The organism is Enterobacter sp. SA187, from assembly GCF_001888805.2.
In the GTDB taxonomy this organism is placed as follows: domain Bacteria; phylum Pseudomonadota; class Gammaproteobacteria; order Enterobacterales; family Enterobacteriaceae; genus Enterobacter_D.
Genome location: NZ_CP019113.1, coordinates 4,263,051 through 4,280,121 on the forward strand (window position 1 = coordinate 4,263,051; position 17,071 = coordinate 4,280,121).

A 17,071-nucleotide genomic window follows, 5' to 3' on the forward strand; every position below is an offset into this window, starting at 1 on the left:
AGCGTAATCGGTTGCATCCACACTTTTTTCAGAAAAATAGTTGCGTTCGCCTCTCATCGGGTTACTATCGACTGAATAACCTGCTGATTTAGAATTTGATCCAGCTCACATGTCAATGACTCAATCCCCTGCAATTTATACCGTCAGCCGCCTGAATCAGACGGTGCGCATGCTGCTTGAAAAAGAGCTGGGCCAGGTATGGATCAGCGGTGAGATTTCCAACTTCACGCAGCCCGCATCAGGGCACTGGTATTTCACCCTCAAAGACGACACCGCCCAGGTGCGCTGCGCCATGTTCCGCAACAGTAACCGCCGCGTCACCTTTCGCCCGCAGCATGGTCAGCAGGTGCTGGTGCGCGCCAGCGTTACCCTCTATGAGCCGCGCGGCGATTACCAGATCATCGTTGAAAGCATGCAGCCGGCGGGTGAAGGCCTGCTGCAACAAAAATACGAGCAGTTAAAAGCGCGGTTACAGGCGGAAGGGCTGTTCGACAGCCAGTTCAAGCAGCCGCTCCCCTCCCCTGCGCATTGCGTGGGCGTCGTCACCTCGAAAACCGGTGCCGCCCTGCACGATATTCTGCATGTGCTTAAGCGCCGCGATCCCTCTCTGCCGGTGGTCATCTACCCGACGGCGGTTCAGGGCGAGGATGCGCCGGGGCAGATTGTCCGCGCCATTGAACAGGCTAACCGCCGTCAGGAGTGCGACGTGTTAATCATCGGACGCGGCGGCGGCTCGCTGGAAGATCTGTGGAGTTTTAACGACGAGCGGGTCGCGCGGGCGATCTTTGCCAGCGCCATTCCGGTGGTCAGCGCCGTGGGGCATGAAACGGACGTGACCATCGCCGATTTCGTCGCCGATCTGCGCGCCCCCACGCCTTCCGCCGCCGCCGAAATGGTCAGCCGTAATCAGCAGGAATTGTTGCGCCAGTTGCAGATCGGCCAGCAGCGGCTGGAAATGGCGATGGATTATTATCTGGCGACGCGCAATCGTCGTTTCACACAGCTTTATCATCGTCTGCAACAGCAGCATCCGCAGCTGCGGCTGGCGCGTCAGCAAACGGTGCTGGAGCGCCTGCGTCAGCGTATGGCCACCGCCCTGGAGAATCAGCTTAAGCGCACTACCCAGCGCCAGCAACGCATCACCCAGCGACTGAACCAGCACAACCCTCAACCGCGCATCCATCGCGCCCAGTCCCGCGTACAGCAGCTGGAGTACCGTCTGGCACAAAGCATGCGCGATCGCCTGAGCAGTACCCGCGAACGTTTTGGCGGCGCCATCACCCATCTGGAAGCCGTCAGTCCTCTCGCCACCCTGGCGCGCGGGTACAGCGTGACCAGCGCCGCTGACGGCAGCGTGCTGAAAAAAACCAAGCAGGTGAAAGCGGGCGATACGCTGACCACCCGTCTGGAAGATGGCTGGGTGGCAAGCCAGGTCACAGAAGTAACGCCGGTGAAGAAAACCCGCAAGCGTAAACCTGAGGCCTGATAAGGGAAACTCTTCCCGCCCGGAACTATACTGCTGGTGTTTCTTATTTTTCGGCTTTCGCCCAGTAAGGAGACCAGCATGAATTATTCTCGCCTGCATTCCGTTATTCCGCCGTATATCCTGCGCCACATTATTGACCACGGCGCGCCGCCGCAGCAGCAGTATGCCCGTCAGACATTGATGCATGTGCAGACGCTGATGGCGGAGCACTATGGCAAAACCGCTGCCCATCCGAGCGCCGCCAGCGGCGATACCGAACGCGAAATCTATGACGCGCAAAACACCCAGGCGCTGCCCGGCAAGCTGGTGCGTAAGGAAGGCCAGCCGTCGAACGGCGATGTCGCCGCCGACGAAGCCTGGGATTATCTCGGCGTTACCCATCAGTTTTTCTGGAACGCGTATCAGCGCGACTCTCTCGATAATAAGGGCATGATCTTAAGCGGCACGGTGCATTACGGTCAGGATTACCAGAACGCCTTCTGGAACGGTCAGCAGATGGTGTTTGGCGATGGCGACGGCGAGATTTTTAACCGCTTTACTATTGCGATTGATATCGTCGGCCATGAGCTGAGCCACGGCGTCACGGAAACCGAAGCAGGCCTGATCTACTTTGAGCAGGCGGGCGCGCTGAACGAGTCGCTGTCGGATGTGTTTGGTTCGCTGGTGAAGCAGTATCACCTCGGGCAGACCGCCGATCAGGCCGACTGGCTGATTGGCGAAGGTCTGCTGGCGGAAGGCATCAACGGACGCGGCCTGCGCTCAATGTCTGCGCCCGGCACCGCTTATGACGATCCGCTGCTCGGCAAGGATCCGCAGCCAGCCCATATGGATGACTACATTAAAACCCGTGAGGACAACGGCGGTGTGCACCTGAACTCCGGCATTCCTAACCGCGCCTTTTATCTCGCGGCGCTGGCGCTGGGCGGTTACGCCTGGGAAAAAGCGGGCTATGCCTGGTATGACACGGTGTGCGACCGTTCGCTGGCGCAGAATGCCGATTTCGCCACCTTTGCCCGTCTGACGGTGGAGCACGGCGGCAAACGCTCTGGCAGCGCTGTCGCCGACGCCATTGAGCAGGCGTGGAAAGAGACAGGAGTGCTGTGATGAAAACCCTGCCCGCGCTGACGGAAGATGCCGTTATTGACCTGGCGCGAGAAGGCGGCGTGGCGTATATGCCGCGCCTTGCCGCGCCCCGCCGTATCGCCCTTTCTGAACTGGATGAACAACAACGGGATCGTGTGTGCAATATTCTGCGCCGCTCGTTGCCGCTGGGACAGGATCCGGGAAAAGCGGAGTCACCGGGACGCGGCGATCAGCGCTATTACCGCATTCAGATCAGCTGGACGCAGCAAAACAGCACGCATCATGCGGACATCGTCTTGCTAATCGCTGAAAGTGACGCCCCGTCAGAGCTGGAAGAGCTGTGGCGACGCGGAAAGGATTGCGTGTGTGATTAAGGCGTTGCGAGGGTAAATTCGACGCGCTTTTTCGAGATCAGTCCATGGCCGTGCTGGCAGAAATAATCTACCGCGCCACAGGCTTTCAGCACCTCTAAGGGCTGATGACAGTCCGGGCAACGCGCTTCAAGGGTGAGATCCTGATGACAGTGCGCGCAGTGCACGCAGTGCGCCTGCGTGCCGGAAAGTTCCAGCGGATGATGACAGGTCGGGCATTGCAGTTCCATAAAGCCTCCTGGTATGCCTTCACCCCGGCGGCGTGCCGGGGCGAGGCGTAAAGGGATTATTTCCCTTTCTTGATGTGCTTGATCAGACGCTTGCGTTTACGCATCTGGTTCGGGGTCAGGGTGTTGCGCTTGTTGGCGAACGGGTTCTCCCCTTCCTTGAACTGGATGCGGATCGGCGTCCCCATCACGTCCAGTGATTTGCGGAAGTAGTTCATCAGATAACGCTTGTAGGAATCCGGCAGGTCTTTCACCTGAGTACCGTGGATCACCACAATCGGCGGGTTATAACCCCCGGCGTGTGCATATTTCAGCTTCACGCGGCGACCACGCACCAGCGGTGGCTGATGATCTTCTGCGGCCATGTTCATGATGCGGGTCAGCATCGCCGTGCTCTGGCGACGCGTCGAGCTGTCATAGGCTTCGCGGACGGATTCAAACAGGTTGCCGACGCCGCTGCCGTGCAGGGCGGAGATGAAGTGCACGCGGGCAAAGTCGATAAAGCCCAGGCGGTAATCCAGGGTCTCTTTCACCTGCTCGCGAACTTCCTGGCTCAGACCGTCCCATTTGTTGACAACGATCACCAGCGAGCGACCGCTGTTAAGGATAAAGCCCAGCAGCGACAGGTCCTGGTCGGAAATGCCTTCGCGGGCATCGATCACCAGCAGCACGACGTTGGCGTCTTCAATTGCCTGCAACGTTTTAATAACCGAGAATTTTTCCACGGTATCGGTGATTTTGCCGCGCTTACGCACGCCAGCGGTATCGATGAGAATGAATTCACGCTCATCACGCTGCATCGGAATATAGATGCTGTCACGGGTGGTGCCCGGCATGTCATACACCACCACGCGATCTTCACCGAGAATACGGTTGGTTAGTGTGGACTTACCGACGTTCGGACGCCCGACAATGGCCAGCTTGATCGGCAGATCCAGCGGGTTAAAGTCGTCTTCCGGCTCTTCAACCGGCTCGGTGCCATTCTGCTCGGCTTCAAACTGCGCCCAGTAGGCGGCTTCTTCGTCGACTTCTTCCACTTCACGCGGATCGACTTCTTCCATCCACGGCACCAGCACATGCTCCAGCAGGCTGGTGACGCCACGACCGTGAGACGCGGCAATCGCGTGGATCTCACCGAGACCCAGGGAGTAGAAGTCCGCTACCGCCTGATCCGGATCCAGACCATCGGTTTTGTTAGCCACCAGAAACGTCGGTTTCTGACGGGAACGCAGGTGCTGGGCGATGGCTTCGTCAGCAGGCATCAGGCCCGCGCGCGCATCCACCATAAACAGCACAACGTCCGCTTCTTCGATAGCCAGCAGCGACTGCTCGGCCATACGGGTTTCCACGCCGTCTTCTGTCCCGTCGATACCGCCGGTATCAATACAGATAAACTCGCGGCCTTCCACTTCAGCACGACCGTACTTACGGTCACGAGTCAGCCCCGGGAAATCCGCCACCAGCGCATCTCGGGTGCGTGTTAAACGGTTAAAAAGCGTGGATTTTCCAACGTTAGGGCGCCCGACAAGCGCGACCACAGGTACCATGTTTAAAGCCTCTTTCAAAAAATCATTTACAGCGTCGCCGGAGGGCGGCGCTGTGCAAATACAAAAATTAAAACGCTAAAACGTAAAAACAGGAAAACGGCCCCTGCAACAGGAGCCGTTTTTCTCAAGCCGACAGCCGCTGTGATTAACGCGTAATCGCGTACAGCGTGCCGTCTTTCGCCTGAATCAGCAGTTTACCTTCAGCAACCACGGGTTCGGTCAGGAAGCCGGAGCTGTCCACCTTCTGCTGCGCCACAAAACGACCATCTGCGGTATTGATCCAGTGCAGGTAACCTTCGCTGTCACCGACCACTAAAGAACCATTATACAACGCCGGCGTGGTCAGGTTACGGTGCAGCAGATCGCTTTGCGTCCAGAGTGTGACGCCACCCTCGGTGGTCAGCGCCAGCACACGGTCATTCTGATCCACCAGGTAGATACGATCGCCGTCGATGATGAAATCATTCACCGAGCCAAGCTCGCGTTTCCACATGATCTGACCGCTGCGCAGATCCAGGGCCGTCAGGTTGCCATTATAAGCCAGCGCGTACACCACGCCATTGATGACAATCGGCGTGGTATCCACATCGCTCAGACGATCGATTTCGGTCGCACCTGTGGCCTGGGAAATACGCTGCTGCCAGATAATCTGGCCTTTATCCATGATCACCGCGCTGACGCGGCCGTTATCACCGCCGACAATAGCGGCGCCATAGGCTGTCGCCGGGGCGGATTCGCCGCGCAGGGAGAGCGCAGGCATATCGAGGTTAACGGTCCATTTCACCGCGCCGTCCGCTTCGTTCAGCGCCTGCAACTGGCCGTTGCTGGTGTGGATCAGCACCACGCCATCGCTGACGACAGGACGGGAGAGCGCTTCGCCCGCGACTTTCGTCTGCCAGGCCGTAGAGCCATCCGCGGCGTTCAGCGCATAAACCTGCGCTTTTTCGCTACCGATATAGACATGGCCGCCAGCCACGGTCACGCCGCCGGACAGCAGCGCCGGGCTGGTAGAGAAGAAGCCGCTTTTTTGCGCCAGCGACACCGACCAGATCTCTTTGCCGTCGGCAGCATTCACCGCTTTCACCGTGCCATGACGATCGGCGGCATAAACAACGTTATCGGCATACGCCGGGTGCAGATTCGAGTAGAAATCGCCAATGCCGTCACCGACAGAGGTGCTCCACGCGGTGGACGGCGTGAACTGGTTTTCAACCACCGGCAGCGGGGACATTTTGACGACATCTTCTTCGCCGCTAAACAGAGAACAGCCACTCAACAAGGTGACAGAAAGCAGCCCTGGCAGAAGTAATTTACGCAATTGCATCGGGTCCCTCTTAGATGGACAAATTATTGATTTTCATCTGCATCATTTCGCTCAGCGCCGGTGAAGCGTTGCTTTGAGCGCCACTCTCCCATGCGGTGCGAGCACCTTGTTTATCGCCTTTACTCAGCAATGCTTCACCGCGTAAATCAGCAACAATCGCCGTCCAGCCTTCGCCTTTGATCGACTCAAGGGTTTTCAGCGCGGCATCGGGCTGCTTCAGCTGTACCTGGACACGGGCCAGACGTACATTGATCACGGCCTTCAGATTTTCATCGCTGGCCGCGGCAAGACCCTGCTGTAACTGGGCAACCGCTTTGTTGAGGTCGTTTTTATCAACATACTGTTGAGCCAGTTCCAGCGACGCGAATGCGCCGTAGGTGTTTTTGTTGTCAGCGGCAAATTTTTCTGCTGCGGATAAGGTTTCCGGTTTATCCGCGCTGAGCGCAGACACGGCGTTTTCATAGTTGAGCGAAACCGCTCTGACTGACTCGTCCTGATGGCCCGCCCAGTAGCGCCAGCCTACCAGCGCGCCAATACCCAAAATAACCCCAACGGCCAGCGCTTTGCCGTTTTCGGCAAAGAAGCGTTTTAACGCATCAACCTGTTCGTTTTCGTTCTCGTAGATTTCCACGCAGTCCCTCTCCTTAACGATAATTCACCGGGGAAGATTAGCCCAGTAGTGTGCGCAGATGCGCCGCAACGCCATCCTGCGTCACCGTAACTTGCTCACCAGAGCGCAGATCCTTCACCACCACGTTGCCGTCAGCGACTTCCGATTCACCCAGTACCAGCGCGACGCGAGCGCCCCACTTGTCAGCGCGGGCAAACTGCTTCTTGAAGTTGCCGCCGCCGTGGTTGGTCATCAGCTTAACGCCTGGCATCGCATCACGTAACTTTTCAGCAAACTGCATAGCAGCAGACTGCGTATCGGTACCGGATGCAACCAGGTATATATCGACAACAGGATCGGCTTTAAATTCCGGATTAACGGCCTGAACCAGCAAAACAAGTCGCTCAAGGCCCATGGCGAAACCGACTGCCGGGGTAGCACGACCGCCCAGCTGTTCAACCAGACCATCGTAACGGCCGCCAGCACACACGGTGCCCTGCGCGCCAAGACTGTTGGTCACCCACTCAAATACGGTGCGGTTGTAGTAATCCAGACCGCGTACCAGACGCTGGTTAACGGTATAGGCGATACCCGCCTTATCCAGCAGCGCGCACAAACCGGCGAAGTGCTCGCGGGAATCCTCGTCGAGATAATCGCCCAGCGCCGGGGCGTCGTTCAGCAGCGCCTGTACGTCAGGATTTTTGGAATCCAGCACGCGCAACGGGTTGCTGTACATGCGACGCTTGCAGTCTTCGTCTAACTTGTCCTGATGCTGTTCCAGGAAGGCCACCAGCGCATCGCGGTAATTCGCGCGCGCTTCCAGCGAGCCGATGGAGTTCAGCTCAAGGCGAACCTGATCGGCAATACCCAGCGCGCGCCACCAGCGGGCGGTGAGCATAATCAGCTCGGCGTCGATGTCCGGCCCCTGCAGACCAAAGACTTCGCAGCCCAGCTGATGGAACTGACGATAGCGCCCTTTCTGCGGACGCTCGTAACGGAACATCGGCCCCACGTACCACAGGCGCTGTTCCTGATTGTACAGAAGACCATGTTCGATGCCGGCACGCACGCAGCCCGCCGTTCCTTCCGGACGCAGCGTCAGGCTGTCGCCGTTGCGGTCATCGAAGGTGTACATCTCTTTTTCAACCACGTCGGTGACTTCACCGATCGCGCGCTTGAATAACGGGGTCTGCTCTACAATCGGCAAGCGGATTTCACTGTAACCGTAGCTGCCGAGCACGCTTTTTAAGGTGCCTTCAATGCGCTGCCAGAGGGCAGTTTCGCCAGGCAGGTAGTCGTTCATGCCGCGAATGGCTTGAATATTCTTTGCCACGTTTATTCTCTTTATAGATATAAAAATGAACCCTCAGCGCTTACCCGAACCTTGCGGGCGCGCTGCGGGTTCAATCATACACGGGAAGCAAGCCGCTTCCCAGCCGCGTTATTTTTCAAGCTCCCGGACATCTATCCGGCGCGCTTCATCCATCATGGAGGCTTTAGCGCGAATGCGCGCTTCCAGCTGAGCGATCATATCGTGGTTGTCGAGACGATCCCGGCGCACGCCGTCTTCGTAGAGACCGCTTTTCTTATTACCGCCGGTGACGCCAAGGGTGGACACCAGCGCTTCGCCAGGACCATTCACCACGCAGCCGATAATGGAGACATCCATAGGCGTGAGAATATCTTCCAGACGCTGCTCCAGCGCATTCACCGTGCCAATCACATCGAATTCCTGACGGGAACAGGTCGGACAGGCGATGAAGTTAATGCCGCGGGAACGGATGCGCAGGGATTTCAGAATATCAAAGCCCACTTTGATCTCTTCCACCGGATCCGCCGCCAGCGAAATACGCAGCGTATCGCCGATACCTTCAGAGAGCAGCAAACCAAGGCCAATCGCTGATTTTACCGCGCCCGCACGCGCGCCACCGGCTTCGGTGATGCCAAGATGCAAAGGCTGTTCGATTTCTTTGGCCAGCAGGCGATAGGATTCTACGGCGAGGAAAACGTCGGAGGCTTTTACGCTGACTTTGAACTGATCAAAGTTCAGGCGATTGAGGTGTTCCACATGACGCATGGCGGATTCCAGCAGCGCCTGCGGCGTCGGCTCACCGTATTTTTCCTGCAAATTTTTTTCGAGCGAACCGGCGTTCACGCCGATACGAATAGGAATATTTTTGTCGCGCGCGCAATCGACAACCGCACGGATACGTTCTTCGCTGCCGATATTACCCGGATTGATGCGCAGACAATCGACGCCATATTCCGCGACTTTCAGCGCGATACGGTAGTCGAAATGGATGTCCGCCACGAGCGGCACATTGACCTGTTGCTTGATGAGTTTGAAAGCTTCTGCCGCATCCATGGTCGGCACGGAGACGCGAACGATATCCGCGCCTACCCGCTCCAGCGCCTGAATTTGCTTTACGGTCGCTTCCACATCCGTGGTACGGGTATTGGTCATCGACTGTACGGCGATAGGCGCACCATCGCCAATGGGCACATTACCAACGTAAATCCGCTTTGATTTTCTACGTTGAATAGGGGCCTGGTTATGCATGAAAAATCTCCCGCGTTGCCCGACTGTTACTGTGCTGCTGATTGTCCGGCATCGAGGGTCAGTCGCGCAACCTGATTAGTTCTGATAAATCGGCTCAGATCGACAGGTTTACCCTGGAACTGAATTTGTACCGCTGCCGGCGCGCCAATTTTGAGCTTATAGGGCGTCTGGCCTGCAAGATTCAGAGTAGCACCGCTACGCTGAATACCGCTGAAGAGTTTTTTACCGGTCGCATCGCTCACTTCCAGCCAGCAATCGGCGGTGAAGGTCATCGCCAGCGCGTTGGCGTCGGCAGGCGCGGTCGCGTTAACGGCCGCCTGATCGGTCGGCAATGCCGTTGCCGCAGGGGTCTGCGGCTGAGTTGCCGCCGGATCGACGTTCGCCTGGGAAGGCGACACTACCGCATTCTGCGCGGTGGTGGTCGGGGCCGTCGGCGCTGGGGTTTCAGCAGTCTGCGGCGCGGCGTCTGCCGGTGCGGTGCCCGTAGTTTCGGATTCCGCAGACGGCGTGGCAGCTTCATTATTCAGCGGGATCGCCTGGGCGTCCGGGTTGCTGGCGTTCAGTTCCGCAGTGGACTGATCGGCCATAGTGGTGATTTCTTCCTGCTGGGCTTTGTGATTCTGCCACCACCAGGCACCGGTCAGGCCGAGGACGACAAAAAGCACCAGCCAGGTGATGCTCGTTAACCAGCCGTCGCGTTTTTTGCGACGTTTACCCAGCGAAAAGGTCTGCATCGGCGCAACTTTCGCCGCGCGTACCGGTGCCTGCTTCTCCATCATCGGCAGCAGTTCTTCTTCCGGGATGTGCACCAGACGGGCATAGGAGCGGATATATCCACGTAAAAACGTCGAGGCTAAATCAGCAGGCGCTTTGTCGTCTTCAATATCGCGAACGGTGGAAACCTTGAGGCACAGGCGTTCAGCGACCGCTTGCTGGCTGAGTCCGAGTTGTTCACGGGCGCTGCGCAGACGAACGCCAGTGGATTGTGTTTCATTTTGATCGTGAGTGGCTTCAGTATTCATTCGCTACAACTGCTGGTACGTGAAATGTAAATTGAGGCGCTGGCGGGTCAGAATGCCCGCCCGCGCCGCGAAACTTCTGGTCAATTAACCTGAGCAAGACAGTATAAGACGGTCTGTCAGGCGTTAACAGTTAAGCTTTCCTGTAACAGGCTAAACTGTTGTTCCATCATTACATACTGCCCTAAACACGGCTGAAACGCACCGTAATTATTGACTATACGAGTATATTTGGGCGGTATATTCCACATACTTATGCTTAGCGGTACAGAGAGCGTACCGCTAAGGCATCGTTGTCAGACGGTTTTCACCGCAATGCTTTCGCCCTGCATACGTTTACGCAACGTACGCTTGGTACGGTCGATCACATCGCCTGCCAGCTGACCACAGGCGGCGTCAATATCGTCACCGCGGGTTTTACGCACGATTGTGGTAAATCCGTATTCCATCAGCACTTTCGAGAAGCGATCGATACGGCTGTTCGAACTGCGGCCATAAGGCGCGCCGGGGAACGGGTTCCATGGGATCAGGTTGATCTTGCATGGCGTATCTTTCAGCAATTCCGCTAACTGATGCGCATGTTCGGTGCCATCGTTCACATGATCCAGCATCACATACTCAATGGTCACACGGCCCTGATTGGCGTTGGACTTCTCAAGGTAGCGACGCACGGCAGCGAGGAAGGTTTCGATGTTGTACTTTTTGTTGATCGGCACGATCTCGTCACGGATTTCATCCGTCGGGGCGTGCAGGGAGATCGCCAGCGCCACGTCAATCATATCGCCCAGCTTATCCAGCGCTGGCACAACGCCAGAAGTGGAGAGCGTCACGCGACGTTTGGACAGGCCAAAGCCGAAGTCATCGAGCATGATTTCCATCGCCGGCACCACGTTGTTCAGGTTAAGCAGCGGTTCGCCCATGCCCATCATCACCACGTTAGTGATCGGACGCGTACCGGTCACTTTCGCCGCGCCGACGATTTTCGCCGCGCGCCAGACCTGGCCGATGATTTCAGAAACCTTCAGGTTGCGATTAAAGCCCTGCTGCGCCGTGGAGCAGAATTTACACTCCAGCGCACAGCCGACCTGGGACGACACGCACAGCGTCGCGCGATCGTCTTCCGGGATATAAACGGTTTCCACGCGCTGATCGCCTACGGCAATCGCCCATTTGATGGTACCGTCAGCGGAGCGTTGTTCTTCCACCACTTCCGGGGCGCGGATCTCCGCCACTTCTTTCAGGCGGGTGCGCAACACTTTGTTGATGTCAGTCATCTCGTCAAAGTTGTCGCTGCAATAATGGTACATCCACTTCATCACCTGATCGGCGCGGAAGGGTTTTTCGCCCATATTTTTGAAAAATTCGCGCATCTGCTGACGGTTTAAATCCAGCAGGTTAATTTTGGCGTCTTTATTCGGTACCGTTGAGATAACGGTTTCAGGCGTAACAGTTTGTTCAGACATATTTTATTCCGGCCTCGTTATTACACGTTATGGCCCGTGGAGGGTTAAAAAGAAACGCCCCGGTAAGCCTGTGCTCATCCTGGGGCGTTGCATTGTACAAATTATGTTGCGCAGATGCCACGACCGCGCGTGACATTTACTAAATAAATAGTTAGCGGGTACGCGGGCAAACTTCGCCTTCAGCGAAGAAGTAAGCGATTTCACGCTCAGCAGATTCAACGGAATCGGAACCGTGGGTACCGTTTTCGGTCAGGCTGTCAGCGTAATCCGCGCGCAGAGTACCTGCCAGCGCGTTCGCCGGGTTGGTTGCGCCAAGGATTTCACGGTGACGACGTACTGCGTCTTCGCCTTCCAGCACGGTAACCACGATCGGGCCGGAGGTCATAAACTCAACCAGACCGTCAAAGAAAGGTTTGCCCTGATGCTCAGCATAGAAACCGCCGGCTTTTTCAGAGGACAGATGCAGCATTTTGGTACCGACAATTTTCAGACCTGCCGTTTCAAAGCGCGCAAAGATGCTTCCAATAACGTTTTTTGCCACCGCGTTAGGTTTAATGATGGAAAAAGTACGTTCAATAGCCATGATTACCTCAGTGTTATGTTTTGTTGTTGTGCATACATGCGTATGACCCGGCGCGAATTATAGAGAGCAACCGCACTATTGCCTATGGACGAAGGTAACATTTTTTTAAAATAAGATGAGTATTAGCAACAAAGCGCCCGCATACCGTGCTGATGCCGCTGGCAGGTCGGACAGTGCGTACTGCCCTGCTGCCACGTCAGAAACGGCTGCTGGCAGGAGGCGCAACGGGCAGATGCCAGCGGCAGTTGCCTGACGGGATCCTCCCGTGGCCCGGCATTCAGGATCACCGCCTGATGATGGCACACCGCCTGACAGTTTCCACAGCCGGTACAGCGCGCTGATTCGATGATAAAACGCCCGCCTTCTGCGCGCAGCGCCTGTTCAGGACAGATCCGCCAGCAGGCCCCACATAACTGGCAGCGCTGCCGATCTATGTCCGGCAGCCAGCCGCTGACCTGCGGATACAGCTGGCGCAACACGCGCCTTCCCGCCGGTACACGGGCGCTGCGGGTTTCGATAACCTGAGCGCGCAGCAATGAACGGCGCGAGCTATCGATTCCGGCATCCGCTGGCGGAATAATCCGCCATTCCGGCTCCTGATAGCGGCGCAGCGTCAGGTTGAGCCGCGCCACCGCCAGCGCCCAGCCGGGTTGCGCATCAATATTACAGGCCACGGCACGAAGATGATAAAGCCGGTGCCAGATCAGCAGCTCTTCCGTGCTGGCCGCCCGGAAGGATAAGGGCACGACCAGCGCATCCCCGCGGTAATGGCGGAGCGGCGGGGTGATACCGCTGATGGCCTCTGCCGGGCAGACAAACAGGCAGTCGCCGCAGGACAGACAGCGATCCTCTGCGAGCGTGACTTTGCCGTTCACCACCGACAGCGCCTCCACGGGACATGCCGACACGCAGGCCTGACAGCGGGCAAAACGCAGCGCATGGCGCACGCAGCGGTCGCCGATGGCTGGCGCCGCTGCTTTCTGAGTGAGCCTGAAGCGCACCATCAGCCGATACTGAAGAAAATAAAGCGCAGGCCGATCTCAGCCAGCAACAGCAGCCCGCTTCCCGCCAGCAGCAGCTTTTTCGCTTTCCGAATACCTCCCAGACCAAAAATAATCATGCCCGCCGCCGACACTGCCCAGCTCAGGATAGAGAGCGTGCGCAGCTTCTCAAAGGCGGCCAGCGGATTATGCGGCAGGGTGACGATCTGCGGGCTGGCAGAGAGCGCGCCCATCCACAGTGGCTGCGCCAGCAGGCGAATCAGTACCACCAGCGCCACGACCATAACGGCAAGCGTAATACGCCTTCTGCGTATATCCGGAGCGCTCAGCGCGGCATATACCGAGCCGACAATGCCCGTCGTACCGGCAAACAGGATCAGCGTATTCAGGTGCTGCCAGGTGATCACCGCGGTATTGATGTAGATCTGCGCCATGCAGAACACATCGATCACGCCGAACAGCGCCGCCACCGGCAGCAACCATCCGCCCCCCGGTTTGCGCCACAGCGCAAGCAGCGTGCACAGCCCGAGCGCACCGAGATACAGCGAGGCGAACACTATTTCCCGGCTTAACCAGGAGCTGGCGATATGACGCAGGGCGTTCAGGGCATTAAGCGGATACCCCATATGCAGCGTGGAGGCCAGCAGCCCCAGGCTGGCCATGATGAAGGCCAGCAACAGTCCGCTGCGCGGCGGGGTGCCACGTGCTGGCAGCAATGCCAGCCAGAGCGTGATGCCCACCGATCCCTGAAGCAGTAGCGTAAACAGCAGTAAGGGCAACTCATGCATGGCGCGGCTCCTCTTTTTCTGCGCCCTGATGCGCTTTGATCACCAGATTCGGCTGCGTGATGACGGCATCCGGCAGCCCTTTCACGCTGTTAACATTGCCCCAGGCCGCGCGCAGTTCGTCAATCGGCCCGAACTTGATTGCGCCCAGCGGGCAGGTTGCCACGCATACCGGCGGTTCGCCTTTAGCCTGCAAATCGACGCAGAAGTCGCATTTTGACATCTGGCCGGTCTGTGCATTTAACTGCGGCGCGCCGTAAGGACAGGACCAGGCGCAGTAGCCGCAGCCCACGCACTTATCGGTATTCACCCGCACGATGCCGTCGCCAGGCCGTTTATGCATAGCGGTGGTCGGACAGTTTTTAGTGCAGATCGGATCGGCACAGTGATTACAGGAAATGGAGAGTGTGTAAGCAAAGACGTTATGCTGCACCCCGCCCTGCCCGGTCGGTATAAAGCCGCCGCCGGTCACTTCATACACGCGACGGAAGCGACGCCCGACTTCCAGATCGTTTTTATCCTTGCAGGCCACCTGACAGGCCTTACAGCCTGAACAGCGTGAGGAATCAATAAAAAATCCCAGCTGCGTGTCGCTCACCGGTGGATAGTCTGTAAACTGACTCATGCTTTTACTACCTCAACAAGCATCGTTTCATGTGAATTCCCTTTCGCCAGCGCCGTGATGCGCGCCGAACTCAGAACGTTGGCGCAGCCGCCGCGATCGATGCCCTGCGCATCGGGTTGCCACCAGGCGCCAGCCTGCATCGCCACCACGCCGGGGATAATGCGCGGCGTTACTTCCGCCGGTACCACGCTGATGCCGCGGTCGTTATGAATACGCACCTCATCCCCCTGGCGGATGCCGCGCGCCTGCGCATCCTGCGGGTTGATCCACAGTTTTTGCGTCTGCACTTCCTGCAGCCAGGGGTTGGCATACTGAGTAGAGTTGGCGCGGTTTTTCCCTTTCCAGGTGATAAGCTGTAACGGGTATTTTTCCGCCAGCGGATCGTCCGGCCCTTCATGCGCGGGCACATAGTGGGAGAGCGCCGGGATTTCCGGATGCTGCATGTCGTAAAGCCGCTGTGAGAAGATCTCAATTTTGCCGGACGGCGTCGGGAACGGGTGATTATCCGGATCGCGGATATTGTCGGCGAAGGCCACATAAGGCTCGCTTTTGAACAGGTGCTGACGGGTTTTTTGCAGGGTAGCGAAATCCGGCAGTTGTTCTTCCGGCATCGCCTGACGCGTACGCTCCCAGATGCTCTCGATCCACTGTTTCTCATCGCGCCCCAGGCTGAACGCCGGTTCAACGCCCAGTTTTGCTGCCACTTCGCGCAGCCATTCGTAGTCGGAACGGCGCTCAAATTCAGGTTCGATGAGTTTTTCAGACAGCATCAGATAGCTGGCGGTGCCCCAGGTTTCGCCGATATTCCAGCGCTCCATAAAGCTGGTTTCCGGCAGCAGCAGGTCGGCGTATTTCGCGCTGGGCGTCATATAGAGATCGCTTGCGACGATGAACTCAATGTTAGATTCATCCTCCAGCATTCTGGCGGCCTTGTGCAGATCCGGGTTCTGATTGGTGAGATAGTTTCCGGCCAGCGAGAACAGCAGACGAATATTGCTGTCGAGTTTTTCCGCATTTTTCAGCCCGTCCTGCGACGTCACTTTTGACGCGTCCTCAGCCGCCTGCACCCAGTTCATCACCGAAATTTGCGCTTTCACCGGGTTGTCCGGCATTTCCGGCCCGACGGTGAATTTGCGGTTCGCGCAGCCGCCGTAGCCCGCCGCCCAGCCGCCTTTTACGCCGACGTTGCCGGTGATGGTCGCCAGCAGCGTCGAGCCGCGCGCGGTGCGTTCCCCGCAGTTGTGACGCTGCGGTCCCCAGCCCTGGATCAGCGCCGCCGGTTTAGTGGTGGCATAGTCGCGCGCCAGCTGGCGAATGGTTTGCGCCGGAACATGAGTAATGCGCTCCGCCCATTCCGGGGTTTTGCGCACGCCATCTTTCGCGCCAGTCAGGTAGGCGACCAGCGATTCGTTTTCCGGCGCGCCTTCCGGCATGGACGCTTCATCAAAGCCCAGCGTATAACGACGAATAAAGGCCTCATCATGCAGCGATTCGGTGACGATGACGTACATCATCGCGTCCATCAGGGCGTTATCGGTCGTCGGCAACAGCGGGATCCACTGGTCTGCCAGCGACGCCACCGTATCCGAATAGCGCGGATCGACGACGATAAAACGGGTGCCGTTTTGCTTCATCTGCTGGAAGTAGTGGTTAGTGTGGCCAAAGATGGTTTCCGTCGGGTTATGACCCCAGAGGATCACCAGTTTGGTATCCACAAGCGTGTCCAGCGAACTGCCGCTGGCCGCCACGCCGTAGGTATAGGGCGTGGCTGCGGCGGTATTGCCCATGCTTACCGAGTGATAGCTGGCCAGATGCCCGCCGGTCAGATTCAGTAAGCGCTGCACCATTGCCGTGCCGGAAAAAGGCCCGCCAGAAACAGCAGTACCGACGTGAACATAGCGTGAGGCGGGGCCATATTTTTCGGTGATCGTCCGCATCTTTTCGGCGATCAGGGTGGTGGCTTCATCCCAGGAGATGCGCTCAAACTTGCCTTCGCCGCGTTTGCCGGTGCGCTTCATCGGATATTTCAGACGATCCGGATGATAAACGAATTTGCGGTAGCTGCGGCCCCGCACACAGGCGCGCATCACCGGCATCTGCGGATCCAGTTCGTTATCGGCGCGGGTGGAAATACGGGTGACAACCCCGTCTTTTACATGGGCGCGGATGTCACATTTACCGCCGCAGTCAAAGGTGCTGCAGGTCTGTACCACACGCTCGTCGCCGGTAACCGCCGGCAGCGGTTGTGCGTCTGCTGGCGCGGCGTGACCGGACGTGGAGAAAAAAGGCAGGGTTAGCAGCGCGGAGCTGGCCTGAAGGAAACTGCGCCGTGAGACAGGCAGCAGGCCTTCTTCAGGCCGGGGATTTCTGGAACTGGTCATTTTCAT

Annotated in this window: 16 protein-coding genes; 3 read left to right on the top strand and 13 right to left on the bottom strand. The window is 57.7% G+C overall.

Features of this window, described 5'->3' with window-relative positions; all coding sequences use genetic code 11:
* The first annotated feature begins 109 nt into the window (after window positions 1–109).
* From xseA to BMF08_RS20370, 3 genes are all read left to right on the top strand, one after another.
* Window positions 110–1,486: an exodeoxyribonuclease VII large subunit gene (gene xseA, locus BMF08_RS20360; RefSeq protein ID WP_072569321.1), complete on the top strand. Its 1,377-nt coding sequence runs from the start codon at window positions 110–112 to the stop codon at window positions 1,484–1,486.
* A gap of 78 nt (window positions 1,487–1,564) precedes the next feature.
* Window positions 1,565–2,590 (top strand): M4 family metallopeptidase, encoded by a 1,026-nt coding sequence (locus BMF08_RS20365; RefSeq protein ID WP_072569322.1) that lies wholly within the window; start codon window positions 1,565–1,567, stop codon window positions 2,588–2,590.
* Entirely contained in the window at window positions 2,590–2,943 is a 354-nt protein-coding gene (locus BMF08_RS20370) for a protealysin inhibitor emfourin (RefSeq protein WP_072569323.1), read from the top strand. Before BMF08_RS20365 ends, BMF08_RS20370 begins: the two co-directional genes overlap by 1 nt.
* Here BMF08_RS20370 and BMF08_RS20375 read toward each other — a convergent pair.
* From BMF08_RS20375 to BMF08_RS20435, 13 genes are all read right to left on the bottom strand, one after another.
* Window positions 2,940–3,170, bottom strand: coding sequence for a zinc ribbon domain-containing protein (locus tag BMF08_RS20375; RefSeq protein WP_072569324.1), 231 nt, complete (start codon window positions 3,168–3,170; stop codon window positions 2,940–2,942). The two genes, BMF08_RS20370 and BMF08_RS20375, sit on opposite strands and share 4 nt — an antisense overlap.
* Before the next feature lie 56 nt (window positions 3,171–3,226).
* Complete coding sequence (gene der / locus BMF08_RS20380) at window positions 3,227–4,714, bottom strand: ribosome biogenesis GTPase Der (RefSeq protein ID WP_072569325.1); 1,488 nt, start codon at window positions 4,712–4,714, stop codon at window positions 3,227–3,229.
* Window positions 4,715–4,859: 145 nt separating this feature from the next.
* Window positions 4,860–6,038 carry an outer membrane protein assembly factor BamB gene (gene bamB, locus BMF08_RS20385; protein WP_072569326.1) on the bottom strand — a complete coding sequence of 393 codons (1,179 nt, stop codon included), beginning with the start codon at window positions 6,036–6,038 and terminating at the stop codon, window positions 4,860–4,862.
* Window positions 6,039–6,048: 10 nt separating this feature from the next.
* A complete protein-coding gene (locus tag BMF08_RS20390; protein WP_072569327.1) occupies window positions 6,049–6,669 on the bottom strand; it encodes a YfgM family protein in 621 nt (206 codons plus the stop codon).
* A 37-nt stretch (window positions 6,670–6,706) separates the two neighbouring features.
* Window positions 6,707–7,981 (bottom strand): histidine--tRNA ligase, encoded by a 1,275-nt coding sequence (hisS, locus tag BMF08_RS20395; protein ID WP_072569328.1) that lies wholly within the window; start codon window positions 7,979–7,981, stop codon window positions 6,707–6,709.
* A gap of 108 nt (window positions 7,982–8,089) precedes the next feature.
* The gene (gene ispG, locus BMF08_RS20400) at window positions 8,090–9,208 is read right to left on the bottom strand and encodes a flavodoxin-dependent (E)-4-hydroxy-3-methylbut-2-enyl-diphosphate synthase (RefSeq protein ID WP_072569329.1); all 1,119 of its coding nucleotides are present in this window, start codon (window positions 9,206–9,208) and stop codon (window positions 8,090–8,092) included.
* A 26-nt stretch (window positions 9,209–9,234) separates the two neighbouring features.
* On the bottom strand, window positions 9,235–10,230 hold the full coding sequence (gene rodZ / locus BMF08_RS20405; protein WP_072569330.1) for a cytoskeleton protein RodZ: 996 nt from the start codon (window positions 10,228–10,230) through the stop codon (window positions 9,235–9,237).
* A 293-nt stretch (window positions 10,231–10,523) separates the two neighbouring features.
* Window positions 10,524–11,690 carry a bifunctional tRNA (adenosine(37)-C2)-methyltransferase TrmG/ribosomal RNA large subunit methyltransferase RlmN gene (locus tag BMF08_RS20410; RefSeq protein ID WP_072569331.1) on the bottom strand — a complete coding sequence of 389 codons (1,167 nt, stop codon included), beginning with the start codon at window positions 11,688–11,690 and terminating at the stop codon, window positions 10,524–10,526.
* Window positions 11,691–11,841: 151 nt separating this feature from the next.
* The gene (gene ndk, locus BMF08_RS20415; RefSeq protein WP_072569332.1) at window positions 11,842–12,273 is read right to left on the bottom strand and encodes a nucleoside-diphosphate kinase; all 432 of its coding nucleotides are present in this window, start codon (window positions 12,271–12,273) and stop codon (window positions 11,842–11,844) included.
* A gap of 122 nt (window positions 12,274–12,395) precedes the next feature.
* Window positions 12,396–13,277 carry a 4Fe-4S binding protein gene (locus BMF08_RS20420; protein ID WP_072569333.1) on the bottom strand — a complete coding sequence of 294 codons (882 nt, stop codon included), beginning with the start codon at window positions 13,275–13,277 and terminating at the stop codon, window positions 12,396–12,398.
* Window positions 13,277–14,062 (bottom strand): dimethyl sulfoxide reductase anchor subunit family protein, encoded by a 786-nt coding sequence (locus tag BMF08_RS20425; protein WP_072569334.1) that lies wholly within the window; start codon window positions 14,060–14,062, stop codon window positions 13,277–13,279. The genes BMF08_RS20420 and BMF08_RS20425 overlap by 1 nt, the downstream gene beginning before the upstream one ends.
* The gene (locus BMF08_RS20430; RefSeq protein WP_072569335.1) at window positions 14,055–14,684 is read right to left on the bottom strand and encodes a DMSO/selenate family reductase complex B subunit; all 630 of its coding nucleotides are present in this window, start codon (window positions 14,682–14,684) and stop codon (window positions 14,055–14,057) included. Before BMF08_RS20430 ends, BMF08_RS20425 begins: the two co-directional genes overlap by 8 nt.
* Window positions 14,681–17,065: a DMSO/selenate family reductase complex A subunit gene (locus BMF08_RS20435; protein WP_234007199.1), complete on the bottom strand. Its 2,385-nt coding sequence runs from the start codon at window positions 17,063–17,065 to the stop codon at window positions 14,681–14,683. Before BMF08_RS20435 ends, BMF08_RS20430 begins: the two co-directional genes overlap by 4 nt.
* Between the last annotated feature and the right edge of the window lie 6 nt (window positions 17,066–17,071).